Genomic DNA, 21440 nt, shown 5'->3' on the forward strand with positions numbered 1-21440 from the left:
AAATACCCCAAACTAATTAAAAGAGCTATATCAATATAAAATTAATACATTAAATATTATTCAAGCTCCACTTTAGTTGCTCCTGCTTCAATAAGTTTTTGCTTGATTTTTTCTGCTTCGTCTTTAGGAACATTAGCAGTCAAATCTTTAGGTAAAGATTCAACCAACTCTTTTGCTTCTTTTAAACCCAATGTAGAATTAACCTCTCTCACAGCTTTAATAACTCCTATTTTTTTACTCGCATCAATTTCTTTAATCACAACTTTATACTCAGCTTTTTCTTGAGCAGCAGGAGCAGCAGCATTATCACCAATAGGCGCCCCAGCACCAACAGCTCCACCAAGAAAAGAACCAGCAGGCAACCCTATTTTCTCTTCTAAAACTTTTACAAGTTCAGAAGCCTCTAATAGGTTTAAAGATAATATTTTATCAACCAAATCACTTGTTACATTACTCATAATTACCACCTTACTTAACAACAAATTTATTTTTTAGAACTATAATAATCCAAAACTCTCATAAGCCTCATAGAAGATGAATTAATAGACAACGCTAACCGAGCAGGAATATCATAAGATATTAAACGCATAATTTTAACACGCAATTCATCCAGAGAAGGCAACTTAGCCAGTTTATTAACATTTTCCACTGTTAACAATTCATTTAAATGAGCTGCGCAAATCACAGACATTTTTTCTTTGTTAGCATTAGTAAAATCAACTATTAATTTTGCAGCTTCTACTATGCCACTAGAGTATATAATAGCAACAGGACCGGAAAATTTGCCTGATAAATAAGAGAATTTACCAGTCCTTTCCAAAGCCAAGCGCGCTAGAGTGTTTTTAACTACTAATACCCCACCTGCTATAGACTTCAGACTATTCCTCAGAGTTAATGAATCATTAGCATTTATAGATTTAAAATTTACTAATATCAAGAAATCATTATTTACAAATACGTTTATTGTGCTCTGTATAAATTCATCCTTATCTTTACGCTTCACGGTATCACTCCCTTAAATTATATCTTCCACTTTGCCTATCTTATAAGCTTTACCCATAGTTGAATTTAAAAAAACACCCTTAAAGTAAATTCCTTTCGCAGAAATAGGTTTATTATCTTTAATTACTTTAAGAAAGGCTTTTAAATTTTCTAGCAAGTCATCAATATCAAATTTAATATTTCCTAATTTACCATGAATAACACCATTTTTATCTGTTCTAAATTTTACCTGACCAGACTTAATGGTTTTAATAGCTTCTGCAATGTTAGAAGTCACAGTACCAAATTTAGGGTTAGGCATCAGCCCTTTAGCACCCAATACTTTTGCAATAGGAGTGATTTTTGCCATAAAATCAGGAGTAGTAATGCACCAATCAACATCTAACTTTCTACCTTTTTTTATTTCTTCAACTAAATCCTCTCCTCCTGCAATATCAGCACCAGCTTTTTCAGCTTCTAATAAATGTTTATCTTGAGCGAAAACAGCTACTTTAATATTCTTCCCGATACCTTTAGGCAAAACTACTGTACCACGCACCTGCTCTTCAGATTTACGTGAATCTACGCCTAAATTGACCGCAATATCAACTGATTCATTAAATTTTGCTGAAGCAGACTCAACAATCTTCTTCAAACACTGCTTAGGATTATCATTATATGTATTCATTTACCTAACCTTCCACAACTTCTATACCCATAGATTTTGCAGTGCCTACAACCATTTTCACTGCTGAATCTTCATTATCCACTTTCATATCAACCATCTTGCACTTTGCTACTTTAATTATAGCAGACATAGGTAATTTAGCCACTAATTCTTTACCAGGATTACCAGAACTTTTACTTAATTTAGCCTCCTGCTTAAGTAAATAAGCCACAGGCGGACCGCTGACAGTAAAATCATGAGAGCGATCATCCTTTATGGAAATTCGCACTGTTACTAAATCGCCTACTTTATAATTAGCGTTAGCAGCACTAGTAACTTTATTAAAAGCTTCACAAAACTTAGGAACAGGTATACCACGTGGACCAAGTACTGAAGCAATTTTCGGTCCTGGAACTGCTTTCCCAGCTTCCATAAGTAAGTTAATCTTAGCAACTATAACACTCATAATTAATCCTCTATTTTCTCTACTTGAGCCAGATCAAGCTCTATTATTGTCGGCTTACCTAAAATCGATACTTCCACATTAATAATTTTTTTCTCATCGTTTACCATATTTACCTTACCATTAAAATTTTGAAAAAGACCATCATTAATTTTCACTTTTTCACCTTTTTCATAACCATAACCTAACTTCTTTGTCTCTTGAGCATTATAAAGTGCATTACACATTGAGTGAATCTCATCATCCAAAATCACCTTTGGAATATTACCATTTTTCAAAAATCCATAAACCTTAAGAGATTTTGGTATATTATTGATAAAATTCAATACTTCATCGCATAAATTCACGTATAAAAAGACATAACCAGGAAAGCATTTCCTTCGTGTAGCAATTTTCTTAGATTTCAACTCTACTTCACTTAGCTCTTCATATGGAATAAAAACTTCCTTAAAGTAATCATTAATACCCAATCTCATAGAATTTTCCAATATATGTTGGCGCACTTTCTCTTCACAATTGGAAGCAACTCTCAAGATATACCATTTATATCTATTAAATTCTTTACACTTTAAACTTATCTCATCATCTGAAATCATCTCAAAATCACCAGATTCGCCACTGCAGAATCCAGGCATTTGATTCAAAATATTTTTGCTTTCATCACACAGATGCATATATACATACACTTCACATAATTCTTTTATATCAGACTTTGAATTACATACCGTTTGATAAGGAATAAACACTTCCTTAAAATAAACAGCATTACTTACCAATTCGCGTATGTTTTGCTCATATCCATAATCAACTTTAATGATATACCATTTATATTCACATTCCATAAATAATTCCAAATAAAGCCTTAATTACGTAAAGAGACATAAAATCCACAAAACAGAAGAAAATCGAAAAGCATAATATAACAATCATTACAACAAATAGAGATGACAACACCTCCTGTTTCTTTACCCAAGCAATTCTTCGTATTTCTTGCTTTATATCACAGAAAAAACCACACAAACTTTTTAACATTTCCACCACAACATTAATGCAGGAGCGATAGGAATTGAACCTACAACCTCTGGTTTTGGAGACCAGCGCTCTACCAATTGAGCTACACTCCTATAACTCAAACTCTCACTCCAAAATTTCAGAAACAACACCAGAACCAACAGTTCTACCGCCTTCTCTTATCGCAAAACGCAATCCCTTATCCATTGCTATCGGTACTTGCAATTCTACTTCTACACTCACATTATCTCCTGGCATTACCATCTCCTTCCCATCTAGCAATTTTATGCTCCCAGTTACATCCGTTGTCCTTAAATAAAACTGTGGCTGGTAATTCGCAAAAAATGGTGTATGCCTTCCTCCTTCCTCTTTCTTTAATATATAAACCTCCGCCTTAAACTTTCTATGCGGTGTTATCGTCCCCGGTTTCGCTAATACTTGCCCTCTCTCCACTTCTTCTCTTTTTGTTCCTCTTAACAATATTCCTACATTGAGTCCTGCACTTCCCTTATCCAGCAACTTCTTAAACATCTCAACACCTGTGCATATCGTCTTTTGCGTCGCTTTCAGACCTATTATCTCTATCTCTTCTCCCGTCTTTATCTCTCCCTTCTCTATTCTTCCTGTTACCACTGTTCCTCGCCCCGATATCGAAAATACATCTTCGATTGGCAATAAAAATGGTAAATCCACAGGCCTTGGTGGAACCGCTACATATTCATCTAACTTTTCCATCAATTTATCTATTGATTTCTTTCCATATTCGCTGCTGTCATCCTCCAGCGCCTTGAGCGCTGAACCAACCACCACAGGCACTTCATCCCCTGGAAATCCGTATTTACTCAGTAATTCCCTCACTTCCATTTCTACTAAATCTATCATATCAGCATCAGCAACATCAGCTTTATTTATATACACCACGATATATCCAACACCTACCTGCTTCGCCAGCAATATATGCTCTCTCGTTTGTGGCATTGGCCCATCAACCCCCGACACTACCAATATCGCCGCATCCATCTGTGCTGCACCTACTATCATGTTCTTTACATAGTCAGCGTGTCCAGGACAATCAACGTGTGCATAATGCCTTTTTTCCGTCTGATACTCAACATGCGCTGTTGCTATCGTTATCCCCCTCTTCCTTTCTTCTGGCGCTTTATCTATCTGATCGTACGCTACAAAATTTCCATAATGCTTCGTTATCGCCGCTGTTAACGTCGTCTTCCCATGATCCACATGTCCTATTGTTCCCACATTTACATGCGGCTTTCCAAATGCTTCCACTACTGCTGTCATAATTATTACCCTTAATTATACTCTAACTTTAACTCATCAACCACATATTGTGGCACTTGCTCATAACAAGAAAAATGCATACTATACTGCGCCCTTCCCTGAGACATAGAACGCAAAACGTTGATATAACCAAACATATTTGCAAGAGGTACCGAAGCAGTAATTATTTTACTATTATTACCTAAATCGAGCATATCAGCAACATTTCCTCTTCTACTATTTATATCACCCATAACATCACCCATATATTCTTCAGGAGTAATGATTTCAACTTTCATTATAGGCTCCAGCATTTTTGGACCAGCTTTATTTGCCATCTCTTTAAAAGCACCTTTAGCAGCAAGTTCAAAAGCTAAAGGACTAGAATCAACCTCATGAAAAGCACCATCAAGAAGGGTAGCCTTAAAATCAATCAACGGAAATCCCGAAATTATACCACCTTCTTTTATCAACTCCAAGCCATTTTCTACCCCAGGAATATACTCTTTTGGAATAGCACCACCTACAATTTTACTTTCAAATTGAAACCCAGAACCAGGCTCAAGAGGTTCAAATTTTATTTTAACCTTAGCAAACTGACCAGCTCCACCAGATTGTTTTTTATGAGTGTAATCAATTTCAACAGATTTAGTGATAGTTTCACGATATGCAACCTGAGGAGCACCGACGTTAGCCTCAACGTTAAATTCGCGCTTCATTCTATCAACAATAATCTCAAGATGGAGCTCACCCATGCCTTTCAATATAGTCTGGCCACTTTCCGCATTTACTGACATTCTCAAAGAAGGATCTTCTGCAACCAACCTATTTAGAGCAATACCTAATTTTTCCTGATCTGAAGTGGTTTTAGGTTCTACAGCAATTTCAATAACAGGCTCAGGAAATTCCATACGCTCCAATAATATAGGAAAATCAACAGAACATAAAGTATCTCCGGTGGTTGTTTTCTTTAGCCCAACTAAAGCAACTATATCTCCAGCCCTAGCCTCAGTTATATCTTCTCGGTTATTTGCATGCATAAGTAACATTCTGCCAATCCCTTCAGTTTCGTTTTTTAACGCATTTGAAACGGTAGATTTAGACTTTAATTTACCAGAATAAATACGGATAAACGTCAAGCTGCCTACAAATTTATCCGTCATCACTTTAAATGCAAGAGCAACAAATTTCTCTTTTTCTGAAGGTTTGACCTCAATTTTCTTTTCTGAATCTTTAGGATCAATTCCAACAATTACATCAACATCAATAGGAGAAGGTAAAAAGTCAACCACACCATCTAAAAGTGGTTGTACGCCTTTATTTTTAAAAGCTGATCCACATAACACAGGAACAAATTTTCCTTTAATGGTCCCATTTCTCACGCATTTTTTCAGTAAATCCACTGGCAGATCATTAGACTCAAAGTAAGTATTCATCGCTTCATCATCCATCTCAGCTGCAGCATCTAATAAAAGATTTCGATATTCTTGAGCCTTATCAAGCAAATCAGAAGGAATATCTTCATAAGAAAATTTAGCGCCCAACGTTTCTTCTTGCCATATAATGGCTTTCATAGAAATAAGGTCAATTATACCTTTGAAATCTTTCTCACTCCCTATTGGTAAATGAATAACTAAAGGTGCTGCACCAAGCTTCGTCTTTATCATATCAACACATCGATAAAAATTTGCCCCTATTCTATCCATCTTATTAACAAAGCAGATACGAGGAACGCTATATTTATCAGCTTGACGCCACACTGTCTCAGATTGAGGTTCAACTCCAGCAACTCCATCAAATACAGCAACTGCACCATCCAAAACCCTTAAAGATCTCTCAACTTCAATAGTGAAATCAACGTGACCAGGAGTGTCTATTATATTGACCCTATGATCATTCCAAAAACATGTTGTTGCAGCAGATGTGATTGTAATACCACGCTCTTTTTCCTGCTCCATCCAATCCATAGAAGCTGCACCATCGTGCACTTCACCAATTCTATTTTGCTTACCAGTATAAAATAAAATACGCTCTGTTGTGGTAGTCTTACCAGCATCTATGTGAGCCATTATCCCTATATTTCTGTATTTAGATATTCCAATTTCCATATCACAATTAATTAGCTAACATTAAAAACGAAGATGAGAAAATGCCTTATTAGCTTCAGCCATTTTATATTTTTCTTCGCACATCTTAAACGCACCACCGCGTTTATTATAAGCATCCAGTATTTCAGATTGCAAACAATCAACAGTGGTTTTTCCACTCTTTTTTCGAGCAGCAGAAGTTGCTTTAGCAATCCACCTTAACGCTAAAGAAACCGCTCTATCTTGTCGAACTTCAACAGGTACTTGATAAGTTGCACCACCAATGCGTCGAGAACGCACTTCTATAGAAGGAGTAACATTTCCTACTGCTGTCTCAAAAATTGATAACCCACCTTCGCCTATTTTCTTTTCAGCTAAAGACAAAGCGTCATAGATAATCTTTTCTGCAGTAGATTTTTTACCACATTTCATGATTGTATTAATGAAACGCATCAGCAAAACACTGCCGTAACGCGAATCAGGACTTATTTCTCTTTTTTTTGCTTTATTCCGACGAGCCATAAACTTTAACCAGATTTCTTTACACCATATTTTGAACGAGCTTTCTTTCGATTTTGCACACCACGCAGATCAAGGGCACCTCTTATTATTTGATAACGCACACCTGGCAAATCTTTAACCCGCCCACCACGTATCAAAACAACAGAGTGTTCTTGTAAATTATGACCTTCACCAGGTATATAAGCCGTCACTTCACCATACCCACTAATTTTTACTCTGGCTACTTTACGGAGTGCTGAGTTAGGCTTTCTAGGAGTTGTAGTATACACCTTAGTGCAAACACCTCTCCTTTGAGGGTTGCTTTCTCCCAAAGCTGGTACCTTTTTCTTATGGGTCAATCCTAATCTACCCTTACGTATTAATTGATTTATCGTAGGCATATGTTATAAACTCAAGCTCATTAAAATAACTAAGTTTTTAGTTATAAAATAATAAACCTCAATAGTCAATATAAAAATAAACATTACTACTCTAATAATTAAGCTCAACTGCCTTGAAAGCCATCAGTAGACTTCTTGCACTACCTCCCAAGCCACAACTGTCATTCAGTAGAAACGAAAAAACTTACTTGACACCCTTCGCCAGCCCCATTATCATGGTACTGAAGGTATTTATTTATCTTCAATCTGTGCAGATTAAATGACAACAGTATTACGTAATTGGCGTCTTATTTTTAATTTTTTGCACTATGCACACTTTACTTCTTCACAACATTTCTGGGTTTTTACCTATATAAGCTGAAACGCGCTTATAAAGCGTTTAAGACAGTATAGTACGCCAATTTGCAGGATTAGAGAGTGACAACTAGCTAATACGGGATATCTTTTGCCTTTTTTTTGCTTGGTAAATTTCTTAATATTTATGGCAACATGAACTGGGCAGGAAGGTGTCATTCCAGTGCTTGACACTGGAATCCAGTTTTCCATATAATCTCATCGAAAATGTTGTAACCACTTTCTGTGCTAGTTTGCTTGCTTACAAGCAAACTTTTCTGGATCTCAGTGTCTGGGCACTGGGATGACAGGGGAGGGAGGCTACTTGGATGACACCATTCTTTTTCCTGGATCCAAGTAGTCAGGGCACTGGGATGACAGGAGAAGGTACTAGGATGACACCCTGACCTCGTCGTCCCGCTACGTGTTAGCGGAATCTAGAGATACCGTGACGGTATGACGTAAAGCTCGCATTAGCTATACTTTTATGCTCACCAACTTAGCTGGATCCAAGTAGTCAAGCTACTTGGATCTGCAAATTGCAATGTTCGTACAGCTGCGTGCTTGACACTGGGATTTAGTGCAGCTACCCTAAACTGGAAGCTCATCTTGCTATTTTTGGCTGAAAGAAACATATTTTTAGAATAATGAAAACAATCAGCACTTTAATTCAAGAAGGATCGGAGTTATTATCGTCACATAAAGTTGAATCACCACATTTAGATTGTGAAATCATCATGCAGCACGTACTTGGAGTGGAAAGATCATTTATAATTGTGAACCATGCTGATCAAGTGCCGATGGAGAAAGAACTTTTATTTTGGAAATTAACAAAAAAAAGAGCGGAAAGATATCCAATATCGCAAATAATAGGTAATCGTGAATTCTGGAGTAAAAATTTTATAGTTAACCAGCATGTTTTAGATCCAAGGCCAGATAGTGAAACAATAATCCTAGCAGTGTTAAAATATTACCCAAACAAAAAACAGAAACTAAAAATTGCAGATTTTGGTACAGGCACAGGTTGTTTATTGATATCCGTACTTAGTGAGTATGAATATGCTGTTGGCGTCGGTTTTGAAAAAAGCTTGGAAGCATATAAAGTTGCCTATCAGAACACAAAAAAACATGATCTTCTCAGCAGAGCCAAAATATTTCCAAGTTCGTGGACAGAGTGCAGAGGTTCATTCGATCTTATAATCAGTAATCCTCCATATATTAAAAGAAGCAAATTGAAAGACTTGCAAGCTGAAGTGCAAAAGGAACCAAGAATTGCCCTTGATGGTGGTATTGATGGTTTGAGCTGTTACTTGAGCATTTTTCCAATATTGAGAAAGTGCCTTAAAAAAAATGGGTTTGCGATATTGGAGATAGGTGAAGATCAAAGCAATATTGACAAAATAATCCCCTCATACGAATTAGCTTTTCAGGAATATGTATATGACTTAGCGGGAATGAAGAGATGCATTGTTGTGAAAAGAACATAGCTAATGTTTTTTTGCCTTCATCCCATATTATCCTATATCATCCCAGTACCCTCTACCTAGTCATCCAAGTAGCGTGACTACTTGGATCTATATTTAACTAGATCCTATGGTCAAGCCATAGGACGACAGGAACGGTTTTATGCATTTTTTAAAGGGCAACATGTTTAAGCTTTGCTGGCAAAATGGAAAGTAAGACCAGCCTCTATACCGTGTGTGTGAAATAGTTGATTACCTATATTTATTTCCTCAGTTACTTTGCTACCTGAGCTAGGATTAAGCTTCTTTTTTTTATCATTATTAGGGTCGTCTACCACTTGTCCTAACCTTTTTGCTGTAAGCTTAATATCGCTACCAATAGCACCAAAACCTCTATATCCAATATGCATATTTACATCTTCGTTTATGCGATAGTCAAAGCCAGCTTTTAATTGACCTGCGGGTCTTATTGACGGTTTTTCAAACATCGTCATTCTTGTTGCACCGATCCCAATACCAACGTAAGGAGAAAAAGAGAAACGGTCACTTTTCCAATGATGATAAACATTTGCCATTACAGATATGTTCTCAATTTGGTCATGACTAACTGCAGCACTATAGAGATAAGTTTCTTTATTAGGATCCTCACCAGTCTCCTTTAGGTATGAAACAGTTATTTGGCTACTTGTTAAACCAATATTATCCACTTTTACAGAAGAATACATCCCTTCCAATTCAGCCCTATAGCTGTTGTTACCCAATTCTCCTGTGTAACCAAATGCCACATTTGCAGCAAAAGGTGGATTATAATTTCCTTTATACTCACTTAGTGACTGACCTTCTGTGTTCTGAGCACCCCTGTCATTTATAGACAAATTTTTGATACCTGTAGTGCTTGTTTTTAGTACGCTTGTGTTATTTAAATATTGACCGTAATACCCACTACCAAAGTAAAACCCTTCTGTTTCACTTGCAAAAGATTGTTGTGACAACAATAAAGCAAATGCTGTAACCGCTAATGTTTTTTTACTAATCATTATTATTCCCCTAGTTAAAATAGCTAATCTAATACTAATTAATTAAAAATGGCTTAATATGAAAAACCTAATTATTTGCATAACTTGCACTTTTCTGAGCTAAAAATAGGCAAAGTTAACCTTACTTCTCGTCATTTTTTAATTTATCCTCATCTTCAAATTCATCCTCCTTTTCTTCGTCATCAAACCCATCATCGCTCCTATCCTCATCTTCCTCGTCATCATCTTCAAACTTATCGTCGATATCTTCATCATCAATATCTCCGTCTGCAAATTCATCTGATTCATCATATACTGCATCTTCGGTTTTAGTTTCAGCAGGATAATCAACTGAATTAGGTCCCTCAAGAACATTATTCCCCTCGTTATTAACCTTATCTTTGCTCGCAGCGGCAGAAAGAACTTTGTTTGGGTCATATGGTTCTTGTGTAGGCACACGAGTTTGTTTGAGCAGCCTTCTTGTGAAGGTGGTATCACTGTAGTACAAAATTTTCTTTGATTTAATTGGGTAAGTCGACTCTATTAAAATTATCTGATCGTCACGTGGCAACATAATAACTTCTTGAGGCAATAGCAATGCTCTCTGTATTTCAGAGATATGTAATGACCTTGAAGCAGGATTTAAATCTAAAAATTTAGGCTTATTCAACGATTCTTGTTGTACAGTTTTGTTTCCTATAAGTTGCGATATTAAATTAGCTGTTTCAATATTATTGGCTGCAAAAGTTATTCTGTAAGTCGAGTTTGACAAAAAGGAGTTCATCCCTGCTTCTTCGTATATTCCTTTGAGCTGCTCAGTATCTTGAACAATTAAGAATAACCTAACTCGATAACCACGAAAATATGCAATACCTGTTTGAAATTGCTCCATTTTTCCAAGTGTAGGAAACTCATCCATTAAAAACAATACGCCATAAGGCTCGTCATCCGATGGCAATTTTCTACATAAAAACTCAGTTGCCTGTTGGTAAAAAACCTGCATTAAAGGCCTGAGCCTAGTCAAGTTGTCAGGAGTTAAACCAACATAAACTGTAATTTTCTTCTTTTTAAAATCTAGAATATTAAAATCACTTGACGCAGTTGCAGTATCAATCAATGGGTTTGCCCACAATTCAAGTGATGAGTTCATGGTTGATACAACACCTGACCTTTCTTTATCAGCTTTTTGTAAAAAAGCTGCAATATTCATATATGCTACAGGGTGTAGTATTTTACCCATTGTATCAAGAGCAACAGCAAGATTATAAACCACGTCATCACTACGCATCGTACGCACAACTTCACCAAAAGATTTAACTTTCTCTGGTGCAGCAAGTAAGTATAATACCACTCCAACAAATAAGCTTCTTGCTTCATTCTGCCAAAAGTCTTGTTCAGGCATGATTAGGTTAGCTATTTTCTGCACATCGTCAACCATCTGCCCAGGTTTTTCACTAATCCATTGTAATGGATTGTAACAGTGACTTATTCCATCTGGCTGCGCTGGATTCCATACGTATACTTTTTGTCCTTGTCGTTCTCGCCAACCACTTGTTATTTCATAGTTTTCTAATTTTATGTCGTGTACAATTACCGAGTCAGTCCAAAATAATAAATTAGGAATTACAAAGCCAACACCCTTACCAGAACCTGTAGGTGCAAATAACAATGCATGCTGAAACCCATCAGAAATGAAGTATCCTCTTTTATCTTTACCAAGCAATAATCCCTTTTTGCTTCTTAATCCTGCTTTTCGTATGTCTTTCTCTGATGCCCACTGCGAATCTCCATGAAGTGATTCCTTCTTTTTAAATGGTCGCCACTCAATTATCCTTTCTCTTAAATTCCATAAGATAATCATTAAAACAATGATAGGCAGTGCAGAAGATATAATTAATGTGATTTTGAGCTCAAGGCTATATAACTCTGGATGATGCCAACAATATTGTATATGATCAAAAATCGTTGGCCAAAGAGCTTGAGGGAAAGGCGTCAAACTAGGATTAATTGCCTTAAAATCCACAGCATCCGGACCATCAGCAAACAGAACAAACAATATACCAGATAGATAGAAGCAAAACTCAAGTACGCTAAAAGCTACTACACCTCCTATGAGAATATTACGTAGGTGATTTCCATTACTCATAAACTACTCTTCCTTAACTTATGTATAAATTTAAGCATTTTCGCTCGCAGATCTAGTAAATAATATCTCAGAAATGCTTCTTTTGCCCCCACCGGTTCTTTTTAGCTGAATAACAATATCAATCACATTTCTAATGTATGGTATAATTTGGTCTGGAGGAATGCCAAGGTTTGCTTGCATAACCATCAGTTTTATTTGCTCAAGGGCCATTGTTGGACTATCCGCATGAAGGGTTGATATTGATCCAGGGTGACCAGTATTTATCGCCCTAAGAAAACTAAAAGCTTCCGCTCCACGGAGCTCACCAACTATTATTCTGTCTGGCCTTAAACGTAAGCACGCTTCTATCAAATCTTGAGTGGTTACTTTTGCTCTGCCCTGCCCTCCTTTAGAGGCAATTAGATGGACTTTATTGGGATGATCGTTCAAAACGATTTCCCTTGCATCCTCAACAGTAATAATTCTTTCCTCATCTGGAATAGCACGCAAAGTAGCATTAGTAAAAGTAGTCTTACCAGTGGAAGTTCCACCACTAATTATAATATTTTTCTTACTTATTACAGCGTATTCTAAAAACTCTTTTATTTTTTTTTGCCTTAACAATAAATCCAAATGACGGTCAACTGGATTATCAGTTGCTTCTGTAACAGTTTCAGAAAAAGCCCCCATTTTTTCGTAATCATCGAGTGCTAACTGCATGCTAGAAGGCTTACGAATCGACATGACTACTTTATCAGGTTCACATGCTGGCGGAAATACTATCTGTATACGATAACCATTTGGTAATGTTGCCGAAAGTAACGGCGCTTCTTCGCTAAGTTTTTGTTCTGTAGCTTGAGCAATCAGTCTGCCAAGAGATTTCAAATGGTTAAGATCGAATACTTCTAATTTTTCACACCTTATTTCACCGCGATTTTCAATCCATACTTCCTTTGGCTTATTTATTGATATTTCATTTACGCCTTCTTCTTGAAATATGCCTTGTAATGGCTCCAAATATGTATCAAGTGCAGCATAGTTCATTTCATTGATTTAATATTGCCTGTGGAGGAAATACTATATCTTGGTTAACAAATACTTTCAATGCAGTGCCTTGATCAACATAAATAGTTGGTTTTTTATCTGTATATCTGCCCACTACATCCCGCATATCTTTAGAAAAATCCTCGATTGATTTCCCGATTGCTTCATCATAAACAGACTTGCTTTTTCTTTGAATTTGTTCTAACAGTTGATTTACAATTTCCAGGCTTATATTTACCTCGTCTTCTTCAATTCCTAGTGCTTTTGCTATTTCCTCTTTCATTATTTTTAGTAAATCTTGTCTGCTTTTGGCACTCCGAATTCTTCCGATAGCCCCAAGGCCTAATTTCCATTTGTCACTAGATATCTTCTTTTCTGGGTCAATAATGAGTTGGAGAGAAGAAAAATCTATTTCGGTTGCAGTGATAGACTTTACTGCATCTCTGACAGTTAGCGTATCAACAAGATTAGAAGCCTTTTGCCCTATAACAGCAGAACCAATCGAAACACCAGCAAGTGTCACCGAAGAGAATAACGCACTTACTATTTTGTTATCAACTATTCCTGCTATTCCTGCTCTACCAAGCTCGTCAGTACTAAGTGATGAGATTGCAATATCTATTCCATGTGGCAGAATCACTCTATTCCAGTTTATATTTACACGAGATTTAGCAACATTCGAGTCAAATGAATAACTGCCTATCAATCTTGAGCCTTTAGGTATTAAAACTGTATCACCAGTTTCTGCATAAACATCTCTACTCACCATAGCACGCAGCATTCCTTGCAGATCAGAGTTTATTGCAGTTTCAAGAACAGCATCAATAATTTTACCTTGAGTAATCATTAAACCAAGCTTTCCTACTCTGGTAGCTTTGCTCGATTGTGCTGAAGTGTCGGATAAAATAGCATCAGCAGCCTTGTTCTCTCCACTACCACCTGAAATTGTCAACATCTGTGCACTACGTCTGTCTCTAGGATAACCGCCACCCCCTATTGTAGGAAACGAGGTAGGTAAATTGCCCATAACATTACTAGAAGGAAAATTTTGCTTTGGCAAAATAGGTATATTTGACACAGGAGTTTCTTTTGGTTTCTCTTCTTCTTTTTTCATCACTTCTTCTTTTCTAATTTGTTTTATTTCTGGTATGATTAGTGGTGTAGGAAGAGGAGGTAAGGGTGGTAAGGGATCAGTTATTATTCTTTCAGGAACCATTACATTATCTGGAACTTGTTCCAACTTTCCTTTCAATTCTTGAACGTTTTGCTTTGTTTCCTCTTTTTTAATAACTTCTGAACCCTCTTTAGGAGAAGGACTAAAATAGAGATAATACACTCCACCAGCCAGAAGCACTAAAATAATGACCATCAATGCCCTATGACCTTGATTAGAGCCAACTGTTACTACCTTATTCTCTATTTCTGATTCATCTTCTGAATTGTTACGCCTTTCTTTATTCATATTGCATGTACCACAGCTAAAGTGACCTATTTATAATTTCAACTTCACCATCTTCATAACGCATAAATAGCTTTTTATGTACTCCTTTTATTATAACATAATCATCAAATAACAGCCTTTTACAAGGTTTATCCTCCCCTTCTACAAAAACCTGAGGTATTTTATTATTATTTCTAAATTTTAAATAGGTTAAATAACCATCATCAAATAACTCGATCGGAACTATATCCGCATTACCACCTTCATCAATATATGTATAATTGTACTTCGTATCATTTTCTTGTATTATTTTTTCTAGCTTGTCTGTAGTATATTGCATTTGAGTAGGTAAAGAAACCTCATCTAAATCAACATCAAATTCACCTTCTTCTTGAGGATAATAAAAACGTACTACGTAAGATATATCCTTTTCAGCAGAATAATCGTGATCTACTTTCTTAGCATCAGTATCCGGGTATTTATCGTAGTTTGGCCTTGAGATTAAATCAAAAATGTAATTTCTTTTTTTAGTTGTCGTAATAATCATGTTAGTGCGACTACTAACTTCAAATGGCATGATAAGCAATTTATTGTCATAAGGATTAATTTTCCAACTTGATGCATCACCAACAGCGATATTTTTAACTTTTTCTCCTTCCGCAAATTCAATATAAGAATAGTAACCCTGACTAAAAACCACCGTAAATACTTCATTAGGGCTATACACAAAAGTCTTTATTCTACTATCTATAGAAATAGTCTCATTATAATTAATGGATGCGTTTAAATTGCCACTTACAAGTAAAGCTAAAACTAATAATATCCTATACATATTCATCATCTACTCTATATGAAATAACTTGAAATCCTAATGGGTTAATATATCTTTGCTGATCATCCATTTCAAGCGATGCATATCTATATGACATAATAACTATCTTATTTTTTCTCGTAGAACTTCCATCTTTCCGTGTAAATTCCACAAAAAATCTCACCTGAAGAGCATCGTTACCCAACTTTTGAATTGAGCGAATTTTAAATTCACTTTTGGTATCTGAATATAAATTAAAAAGATCATCCATATTCTGCGATCCTACATAATTTCTAAATTCATTATACACATTAGGTGAGGAAAACAACCTCACCTTTGTATAATAGTTATAATTATAATGATATGGATCAAAAACCTCCCTTGCTTTTATATACTCTGAAATAAAATAATCGTTTAGCGCTTCATCTGCAGAATACTGTTTTACTGTGACAGGATCAACCAATTGCACTATTCCTGATTTCTTGTCAATTTCTATAACAAATGGCTCAATAGTGCTACTTGTGCTAATTTTAAATATGACTAATATGCTGATAGAGATCGTTGCTAATAATATTAATGCAAATAAAAGTAGAATATTCCTTTGAGCAATAACTGTGCTGTAGCGGTTTGAATTCCAATTTATATCCTTATCTAAGGATTCAGTATTTTTTTCTCGCTTAAAAAATCTTAGCATTTTAGTATTCCTAAAAATCTTAACTTATGTTAATAAACATAGCAAATTAACAAAGTAGTTACAGCAAAAAAGCTAAAAAACTCTTAATCTATGGCCTAATTTACCAAACTTTGTCTCCATATATGAATCGTTATATTTATTACGTTCCACAATAAGTGGTAGACACTTTGTAACTCCTATACCACTACTTTCCAATTCTGACAATTTCCTATCATTGTTTGTAAGTAATTGGATTTTGTTAATGTTCAATTTCTTAAGCATTTTAGCTGCAACAGCAAAACTCCTTTCATCATCTTCAAAACCCAATATTCTATTTGCATCAACAGTATCAAGATTATGTCCTCTTTGCATACTGTACGATCTTAACTTATTAGTTAAACCAATGCCTCTTCCATCTTGCATCAAATACAATATAATACCACTTCCAGAGTCAGCTATCATTTGAATTGCTTGATGTAACTGACTTCTGCAATCGCATGACAAGCTATCTAACAAGTCACCCGTATAGCACGAAGAATGAATTCTCACTAATGGTTCGTCATCTTTATCTGGATTGCCAATGATAATTGCATGATGTTCTCTTCCACCACTTTCGGTTCTATAAGATATGATATTTACTTCTTGAGTCTGTTTTAAAAATAATGATGTTTTGCACACTTCATATACATCCTGATTTTCTTGAAAATTATTTATGAATGACGTGTCCAGTGCAATAACGTCATTTTTCTCGCACCAATTTCGCATTTCATGGTTATTCTCAAAAGTCATATCAGCCACTAACGCGTATGGCAATAATTCTGAGAACTTAAGCAAGGCAATAGCACATTCATCTATTGTCTTTGAGCATTGCAACTCTTTTATGCAATCTTCCTTTGAACAGTTTATTAAATAGAGCAGTTCATCAAAATTATTCACCAACAGACGTTTGCTGTTATGTTCTTTATTCTGAGATATGTATTTTACCTTACTTGAAGTTAAAGTAACATATACATTACTTGATGTAAGCTTGTATTGATTAAATAAATCTCTTTCTAAAGCCTCAGCAGCAGCAAACAATAGGTAATTACTTTCATCATATATTACAATTGGCCGACCGCGCCTGATTTCGCTGATAGCTCTTTCTACCTTATTGCTACTCTGATTTCCTATAAACATTTTTACCCATATTAAACAGCGATAAAAACTGGTGCGGCCGAGAAGACTTGAACTTCCAAGGCCTTATGAGCCACAGCGACCTCAACGCTGCGTGTCTACCAATTCCACCACGGCCGCACTATATTCTAGTTTTTATATAATTATTTTAAATTACTTAATCATTTTAGAATTTTTCATCTAGAGTGTCAATCTGATACTAGAATAATTTAGAAATTGTTTGTATAATTTGATTATGAATTTTGTGATTATAAATTTTAATCATTTAAGATAACCTTACTACTAATTTTTAACTTAGGTTTTTATACAAATGAATATAGCTAATATCTTTATTTTTTTAGCTCTCTCTCTTATAACTAGCTTTCATTTCGTCCATGCACAAATATTATACACATGGTCTCAAGTTATCCCAGAAAATAAACTAAGCATACGCGCAATTACGGACAATGACATGTGTCCCATTGTTTATGTTGATGGCGAGGAAACAGAAATGCTGAATCGCAGCTCAATTAACAATGGTGATCATAACGAAACAGTTTGTGAACTGACAGTACAAACAAGTGCCAAAAACATTAGTATTGAGGATCTACGGGTTCCTATATTACCAAAAAAGGTTAATAAAATTGCTTTCATTGGTGACACGGGCTGTAGAATAAATATGTTATTTCAGCAGGAATGTAATTCGGTAGATAGCTGGCCTTTAAAAAAAAATTTAGATTCAATCGCCCTTCATAAACCAGATTTAATTATCCATGTTGGTGATTATCATTATAGACAAACAAAATGTAGAAATACAAAAAAGTGTGGCGATATTTATGGATATAATAAAGAAGTTTGGTACGCTGATTGGTTTGAGCCTGCAAAGGATATTTTATCACAATCCCCTTTCCTTTTTGTTCGTGGAAACCATGAGAGTTGTGATAGAGCTTATGAAGGATGGTTCAGGTATCTAGATTCATACCCCTTTTCGTCTGAAAAATGTGGAAACTTCGTTTCTAGTTGGTCCTTAGATGCTGGACCGATGAAATTTTTTATCTTCGACTCTTCATCCGGTGAGGATATTTTTACAACCCAAAGCACAATTGATGCTTTTGAGAGGCAATTTGATAAATTGATACAAAATAGTTCTGACAAGCCCATGTGGTTTTTAACTCATAAACCGCTTTGGAGATCTCCAAAAAAAGAATTTTTGACATTAAAAAGCCATGGTAATCTTACACAAATCGAAGCTTTTGGAGATAAATTTCCAAGCAATGTTACTACCATAATTTCTGGCCACATTCATATAGCCCAGATTTTATTAATGGATAATGTTCCAGACCAAATTATAGTTGGAAACGGTGGTGCATCATTACACGCTCAAGATCAAGAATCTGTTTATCAAAATGTAGAATTTGACTATTCAAATGGTAAAAACTACTTAGCACACGAGGTTAGAAACTTTTTTGGCTTTGGCTTTGCAATACTAAATTTAGATGATCACGAATTTACCTTCTATAATCAACACAATAAGGAAATGTATTCTGCGAAGCTAACAGAAGATTTTAAACTTAAACGGATTAAAACTATAGTCGATTCATTTTAGGATTTGTTATTAGCTATTTTAAAAACGCTACTTAGAGGTTGTCCGGAAACTAGTAAATTCAAGCATATTCCCTCTTTAACATAACCCTACTCATAGCTAGGTATATGAAATTCTCAGTGGATGTTGTGAGTAAATCATACTCCTTCGATAGCCTTCTATTCCTATTAACCCAAGCAAAAGTCCTTTCTACAACCCATCTTCTTGGCTGTACTTTAAACCCTTGTTCTCTTGTTGGTAGTAGCTCAGGTGGCGTATCTTTGTGCACCCAAAATCTACATGGAGGCCTTTTAACAATTTCAATATCTATGTCATATTCTTCCTTTATGTGATTCTTTAAATTTCTTCCTTGGTATCCCATGTCAGCCCACATTTTTTTAACTTTAGTATATTTTGTTCTCATATTGTTTAATGCTATTTTAATACCATCTCTATCATTTTCGTTAGCAGCGCCTACGTAACAACCTAGTATAAAACCCTGAGTGTCTGTAATTATATGCCTTTTTCTACCCTTTACTTTTTTACTTCCATCATAGCCTTTGATCCCCCCTTTTCTGTAGTCTTTACAGATTGACTATCTACTATACAGGCACTCGGCTGCTCATTCCTTCCTATTTTTCTTCTACTATATTTTGTAATTTCATAATTCATTTTCTCAAAAATTCCCTGCTTCTTCCATTGCCTGAACTGCTCATACACAGTCTTCCATAGCGGAAAATCATTTGGTAAATACCGCCATTGACACCCTGTACGCAATACATAGAAAATTGCTTCTAATATTTCTTTTTTGCTATACTTTGGCGGCCTTCCTCCTTTCTTGTATGATACTCTGAAGTGTTTTTCTATTCTTGCCCATTCCCTTTCGCTTAGATCTGTTGGATACTTTTTTCTCATCTTTACCCCGTACTAAAATTTCAGATATTATAGCCTTTTACTTGTTTCCGGACAACCTCTTAAACATTTTTTTTAATTGATTGATTTCATCAGCAAATTTTGAGTCGGTCTTTATAAAATTTTCTACTTGTTTTACTGCATGTATAACAGTAGCATGGTCTCTGCCACCAAAGTTTCTCCCAATATCTGGTAGGCTTTTTTGCGTAAATTTTTTGGCAAAATACATAGCTATTTGTCTTGGCCTTACAAGACTGCGAAGCCTTCTATTGGATTGCATATCTGCAACCTTTATATTGAAAAATTCAGCTACTTTCTTTTGTATTTCTTCTATTGTGACTGACCTATGATTTGACCTAAGAAGATCGATTAGGGTTTCACTAGCTGATTCTACCGTCATACTTCTTCCAATTAATGAGGTATGGGTAACCTTATTTAATGCTCCTTCTAATTCTCTTATATTAGATTTTATGTTCCTTGCTAAAAACTCTAGGACATCTTTCGGAACATACATATTCATCTGCTCCACTTTTGCCTGCAATATACCAAGCCTTAATTCAAAAGTTGTTTCATTAATATCTGCCACCAACCCCCAACCGAGTCGTGATTTTATTCTTTCTTCCACTCCATCAAGATCACTAGGAGACCTATCAGCTGATATAACCAATTGTTTATTTTGGTCTATCAATGCATTGAAAGTGTGAAAAAATTCTTCTTGTGTACTATCTTTACCACTGATAAATTGCACATCATCTACCATCAATACATCTACTGATCTAAATTGCTCTTTAAATAACATAATATCTTTGCTTCGCAGCGCTGTAATATATTGGTACATGAATTTCTCTGCTGATAAATACACCACTTTTCTTTTTGCTGATGGGGAATTGACTATGTGCCAAGCTATAGCATGCATTAGATGTGTTTTACCAAGTCCCACTCCACCATATAGAAACAAAGGATTGCTGCCTAATATTGGATCTATAGATTCTGCCACACGCTTTGCCGCCGTAAATGCTAATTCATTTGGCTTTCCCACTACAAAATTATCAAAGGTGAACCTTGGATCCAGCGGCGAACCAAGATTATGATTACTTTCCTCTCTGTTTTTTAGTATAACATTAAAATTTGAATTCCTCTCCTCAATTACTTGAATATCAATAGAACGTATACTTTTATCTTCGCTTTGCCATAATGATAATATTTTTTTCATGTAATGAACTGTAATCCACTCTTTTATAAACCTTGTTGACACGGATAAAAGAACTTCCCCATTTCTGCTACTGACAAATTTTAGTGAACTCAGCCAGCTATTATATGTTGCTTCTCCATAAAGATTATAAAGACAATTTTGGATTTTTTCCCAAGTAACATTGTGATCCGTTACTGTAATAATCTGATCAAAAAACATAGTAGAAACCTTAGGGCTAGTTAAGTTCATATACCACACCAAGAAAAAAGCAATAATTAGAAAAATATAAGATAATCAATAGCTTACT

Annotated in this window: 21 protein-coding genes and 2 tRNA genes; 2 read left to right on the forward strand and 21 right to left on the reverse strand. The window is 35.4% G+C overall.

Going from position 1 to position 21440, the window contains the following annotated elements; genetic code table 11:
• Positions 1–56 precede the first annotated feature (56 nt).
• The 11 genes from rplL to rpsL all read right to left on the reverse strand — a co-directional run bounded on the left by rplL (position 57) and on the right by rpsL (position 7389).
• Entirely contained in the window at positions 57–458 is a 402-nt protein-coding gene (rplL, locus tag ABWU48_RS05170; RefSeq protein WP_007551887.1) for a 50S ribosomal protein L7/L12, read from the reverse strand.
• Between the two features lie 26 nt (positions 459–484).
• Entirely contained in the window at positions 485–1003 is a 519-nt protein-coding gene (gene rplJ, locus ABWU48_RS05175; RefSeq protein WP_353288320.1) for a 50S ribosomal protein L10, read from the reverse strand.
• Between the two features lie 12 nt (positions 1004–1015).
• Complete coding sequence (rplA, locus tag ABWU48_RS05180) at positions 1016–1669, reverse strand: 50S ribosomal protein L1 (protein WP_065094732.1); 654 nt, start codon at positions 1667–1669, stop codon at positions 1016–1018.
• A gap of 4 nt (positions 1670–1673) precedes the next feature.
• Positions 1674–2114 (reverse strand): 50S ribosomal protein L11, encoded by a 441-nt coding sequence (locus tag ABWU48_RS05185; protein ID WP_006279541.1) that lies wholly within the window; start codon positions 2112–2114, stop codon positions 1674–1676.
• A 2-nt stretch (positions 2115–2116) separates the two neighbouring features.
• Positions 2117–2953, reverse strand: coding sequence for a transcription termination/antitermination protein NusG (gene nusG, locus ABWU48_RS05190; protein ID WP_353288321.1), 837 nt, complete (start codon positions 2951–2953; stop codon positions 2117–2119).
• On the reverse strand, positions 2943–3143 hold the full coding sequence (secE, locus tag ABWU48_RS05195; protein WP_022626186.1) for a preprotein translocase subunit SecE: 201 nt from the start codon (positions 3141–3143) through the stop codon (positions 2943–2945). Before secE ends, nusG begins: the two co-directional genes overlap by 11 nt.
• A gap of 19 nt (positions 3144–3162) precedes the next feature.
• Positions 3163–3235: transfer RNA gene (locus ABWU48_RS05200), tRNA-Trp, on the reverse strand.
• Between the two features lie 13 nt (positions 3236–3248).
• On the reverse strand, positions 3249–4421 hold the full coding sequence (gene tuf, locus ABWU48_RS05205; protein WP_010962309.1) for an elongation factor Tu: 1173 nt from the start codon (positions 4419–4421) through the stop codon (positions 3249–3251).
• A gap of 11 nt (positions 4422–4432) precedes the next feature.
• Positions 4433–6508, reverse strand: coding sequence for an elongation factor G (gene fusA, locus ABWU48_RS05210; RefSeq protein WP_010962308.1), 2076 nt, complete (start codon positions 6506–6508; stop codon positions 4433–4435).
• Positions 6509–6529: 21 nt separating this feature from the next.
• Positions 6530–7009 carry a 30S ribosomal protein S7 gene (gene rpsG, locus ABWU48_RS05215; RefSeq protein ID WP_007549313.1) on the reverse strand — a complete coding sequence of 160 codons (480 nt, stop codon included), beginning with the start codon at positions 7007–7009 and terminating at the stop codon, positions 6530–6532.
• A 5-nt stretch (positions 7010–7014) separates the two neighbouring features.
• On the reverse strand, positions 7015–7389 hold the full coding sequence (gene rpsL / locus ABWU48_RS05220) for a 30S ribosomal protein S12 (RefSeq protein ID WP_353288322.1): 375 nt from the start codon (positions 7387–7389) through the stop codon (positions 7015–7017).
• A 980-nt stretch (positions 7390–8369) separates the two neighbouring features.
• On the opposite strand from rpsL, the gene prmC reads away from it, so the two are divergent.
• Entirely contained in the window at positions 8370–9209 is an 840-nt protein-coding gene (gene prmC / locus ABWU48_RS05225) for a peptide chain release factor N(5)-glutamine methyltransferase (protein WP_010962305.1), read from the forward strand.
• Positions 9210–9373: 164 nt separating this feature from the next.
• On the opposite strand, the gene ABWU48_RS05230 is transcribed toward prmC, so the two are convergent.
• The 8 genes from ABWU48_RS05230 to ABWU48_RS05265 all read right to left on the reverse strand — a co-directional run bounded on the left by ABWU48_RS05230 (position 9374) and on the right by ABWU48_RS05265 (position 17588).
• The gene (locus tag ABWU48_RS05230) at positions 9374–10222 is read right to left on the reverse strand and encodes a P44/Msp2 family outer membrane protein (protein ID WP_353288323.1); all 849 of its coding nucleotides are present in this window, start codon (positions 10220–10222) and stop codon (positions 9374–9376) included.
• Positions 10223–10343: 121 nt separating this feature from the next.
• Positions 10344–12347, reverse strand: a complete 2004-nt coding sequence (locus ABWU48_RS05235; RefSeq protein ID WP_353288324.1) for a type IV secretory system conjugative DNA transfer family protein — start codon at positions 12345–12347, stop codon at positions 10344–10346.
• Between the two features lie 30 nt (positions 12348–12377).
• Entirely contained in the window at positions 12378–13370 is a 993-nt protein-coding gene (gene virB11, locus ABWU48_RS05240; protein ID WP_010962302.1) for a P-type DNA transfer ATPase VirB11, read from the reverse strand.
• 1 nt (position 13371) lies between these two features.
• A complete protein-coding gene (locus ABWU48_RS05245) occupies positions 13372–14832 on the reverse strand; it encodes a TrbI/VirB10 family protein (protein ID WP_010962301.1) in 1461 nt (486 codons plus the stop codon).
• A 16-nt stretch (positions 14833–14848) separates the two neighbouring features.
• The gene (virB9, locus tag ABWU48_RS05250) at positions 14849–15649 is read right to left on the reverse strand and encodes a P-type conjugative transfer protein VirB9 (protein ID WP_353288520.1); all 801 of its coding nucleotides are present in this window, start codon (positions 15647–15649) and stop codon (positions 14849–14851) included.
• Positions 15636–16316, reverse strand: coding sequence for a virB8 family protein (locus ABWU48_RS05255; protein WP_151807683.1), 681 nt, complete (start codon positions 16314–16316; stop codon positions 15636–15638). The genes virB9 and ABWU48_RS05255 overlap by 14 nt, the downstream gene beginning before the upstream one ends.
• A 72-nt stretch (positions 16317–16388) precedes the next feature.
• Positions 16389–17471 (reverse strand): GTP cyclohydrolase II, encoded by a 1083-nt coding sequence (locus tag ABWU48_RS05260; protein ID WP_264705811.1) that lies wholly within the window; start codon positions 17469–17471, stop codon positions 16389–16391.
• 29 nt (positions 17472–17500) lie between these two features.
• Positions 17501–17588, reverse strand: a tRNA-Leu gene (locus tag ABWU48_RS05265).
• A gap of 190 nt (positions 17589–17778) precedes the next feature.
• On the opposite strand from ABWU48_RS05265, the gene ABWU48_RS05270 reads away from it, so the two are divergent.
• Positions 17779–19053, forward strand: coding sequence for a metallophosphoesterase (locus ABWU48_RS05270; protein WP_209473146.1), 1275 nt, complete (start codon positions 17779–17781; stop codon positions 19051–19053).
• Between the two features lie 58 nt (positions 19054–19111).
• On the opposite strand, the gene ABWU48_RS05275 is transcribed toward ABWU48_RS05270, so the two are convergent.
• Both ABWU48_RS05275 and dnaA read right to left on the reverse strand, forming a co-directional pair.
• A protein-coding gene (locus ABWU48_RS05275; protein ID WP_209472412.1) for an IS5-like element ISWpi1 family transposase occupies positions 19112–19944 on the reverse strand; the annotation gives its coding sequence in 2 pieces (ribosomal slippage) (positions 19112–19575 and positions 19575–19944; 834 coding nt in all).
• Positions 19945–19981: 37 nt separating this feature from the next.
• A complete protein-coding gene (gene dnaA, locus ABWU48_RS05280) occupies positions 19982–21382 on the reverse strand; it encodes a chromosomal replication initiator protein DnaA (protein WP_353288325.1) in 1401 nt (466 codons plus the stop codon).
• Positions 21383–21440: the final 58 nt, after the last annotated feature.

Origin of the sequence: Wolbachia endosymbiont (group A) of Tromatobia lineatoria (assembly GCF_964028565.1) — a bacterium.
In the GTDB taxonomy this organism is placed as follows: domain Bacteria; phylum Pseudomonadota; class Alphaproteobacteria; order Rickettsiales; family Anaplasmataceae; genus Wolbachia; species Wolbachia pipientis.

What these genes read in the sequence shown, in the direction of transcription:
- rplL (WP_007551887.1), bottom strand. Translation starts at nt 458, where the DNA reads ATGAGTAATGTAACAAGTGATTTGGTTGATAAAATATTATCTTTAAAC.
- rplA (WP_065094732.1), bottom strand. Translation starts at nt 1,669, where the DNA reads ATGAATACATATAATGATAATCCTAAGCAGTGTTTGAAGAAGATTGTT.
- ABWU48_RS05185 (WP_006279541.1), bottom strand. Translation starts at nt 2,114, where the DNA reads ATGAGTGTTATAGTTGCTAAGATTAACTTACTTATGGAAGCTGGGAAA.
- nusG (WP_353288321.1), bottom strand. Translation starts at nt 2,953, where the DNA reads ATGGAATGTGAATATAAATGGTATATCATTAAAGTTGATTATGGATAT.
- secE (WP_022626186.1), bottom strand. Translation starts at nt 3,143, where the DNA reads ATGTTAAAAAGTTTGTGTGGTTTTTTCTGTGATATAAAGCAAGAAATA.
- tuf (WP_010962309.1), bottom strand. Translation starts at nt 4,421, where the DNA reads ATGACAGCAGTAGTGGAAGCATTTGGAAAGCCGCATGTAAATGTGGGA.
- fusA (WP_010962308.1), bottom strand. Translation starts at nt 6,508, where the DNA reads ATGGAAATTGGAATATCTAAATACAGAAATATAGGGATAATGGCTCAC.
- rpsG (WP_007549313.1), bottom strand. Translation starts at nt 7,009, where the DNA reads ATGGCTCGTCGGAATAAAGCAAAAAAAAGAGAAATAAGTCCTGATTCG.
- rpsL (WP_353288322.1), bottom strand. Translation starts at nt 7,389, where the DNA reads ATGCCTACGATAAATCAATTAATACGTAAGGGTAGATTAGGATTGACC.
- prmC (WP_010962305.1), top strand. Translation starts at nt 8,370, where the DNA reads ATGAAAACAATCAGCACTTTAATTCAAGAAGGATCGGAGTTATTATCG.
- ABWU48_RS05230 (WP_353288323.1), bottom strand. Translation starts at nt 10,222, where the DNA reads ATGATTAGTAAAAAAACATTAGCGGTTACAGCATTTGCTTTATTGTTG.
- ABWU48_RS05235 (WP_353288324.1), bottom strand. Translation starts at nt 12,347, where the DNA reads ATGAGTAATGGAAATCACCTACGTAATATTCTCATAGGAGGTGTAGTA.
- virB11 (WP_010962302.1), bottom strand. Translation starts at nt 13,370, where the DNA reads ATGAACTATGCTGCACTTGATACATATTTGGAGCCATTACAAGGCATA.
- ABWU48_RS05245 (WP_010962301.1), bottom strand. Translation starts at nt 14,832, where the DNA reads ATGAATAAAGAAAGGCGTAACAATTCAGAAGATGAATCAGAAATAGAG.
- virB9 (WP_353288520.1), bottom strand. Translation starts at nt 15,649, where the DNA reads ATGAATATGTATAGGATATTATTAGTTTTAGCTTTACTTGTAAGTGGC.
- ABWU48_RS05255 (WP_151807683.1), bottom strand. Translation starts at nt 16,316, where the DNA reads ATGCTAAGATTTTTTAAGCGAGAAAAAAATACTGAATCCTTAGATAAG.
- ABWU48_RS05260 (WP_264705811.1), bottom strand. Translation starts at nt 17,471, where the DNA reads ATGTTTATAGGAAATCAGAGTAGCAATAAGGTAGAAAGAGCTATCAGC.
- ABWU48_RS05270 (WP_209473146.1), top strand. Translation starts at nt 17,779, where the DNA reads ATGAATATAGCTAATATCTTTATTTTTTTAGCTCTCTCTCTTATAACT.
- dnaA (WP_353288325.1), bottom strand. Translation starts at nt 21,382, where the DNA reads ATGAACTTAACTAGCCCTAAGGTTTCTACTATGTTTTTTGATCAGATT.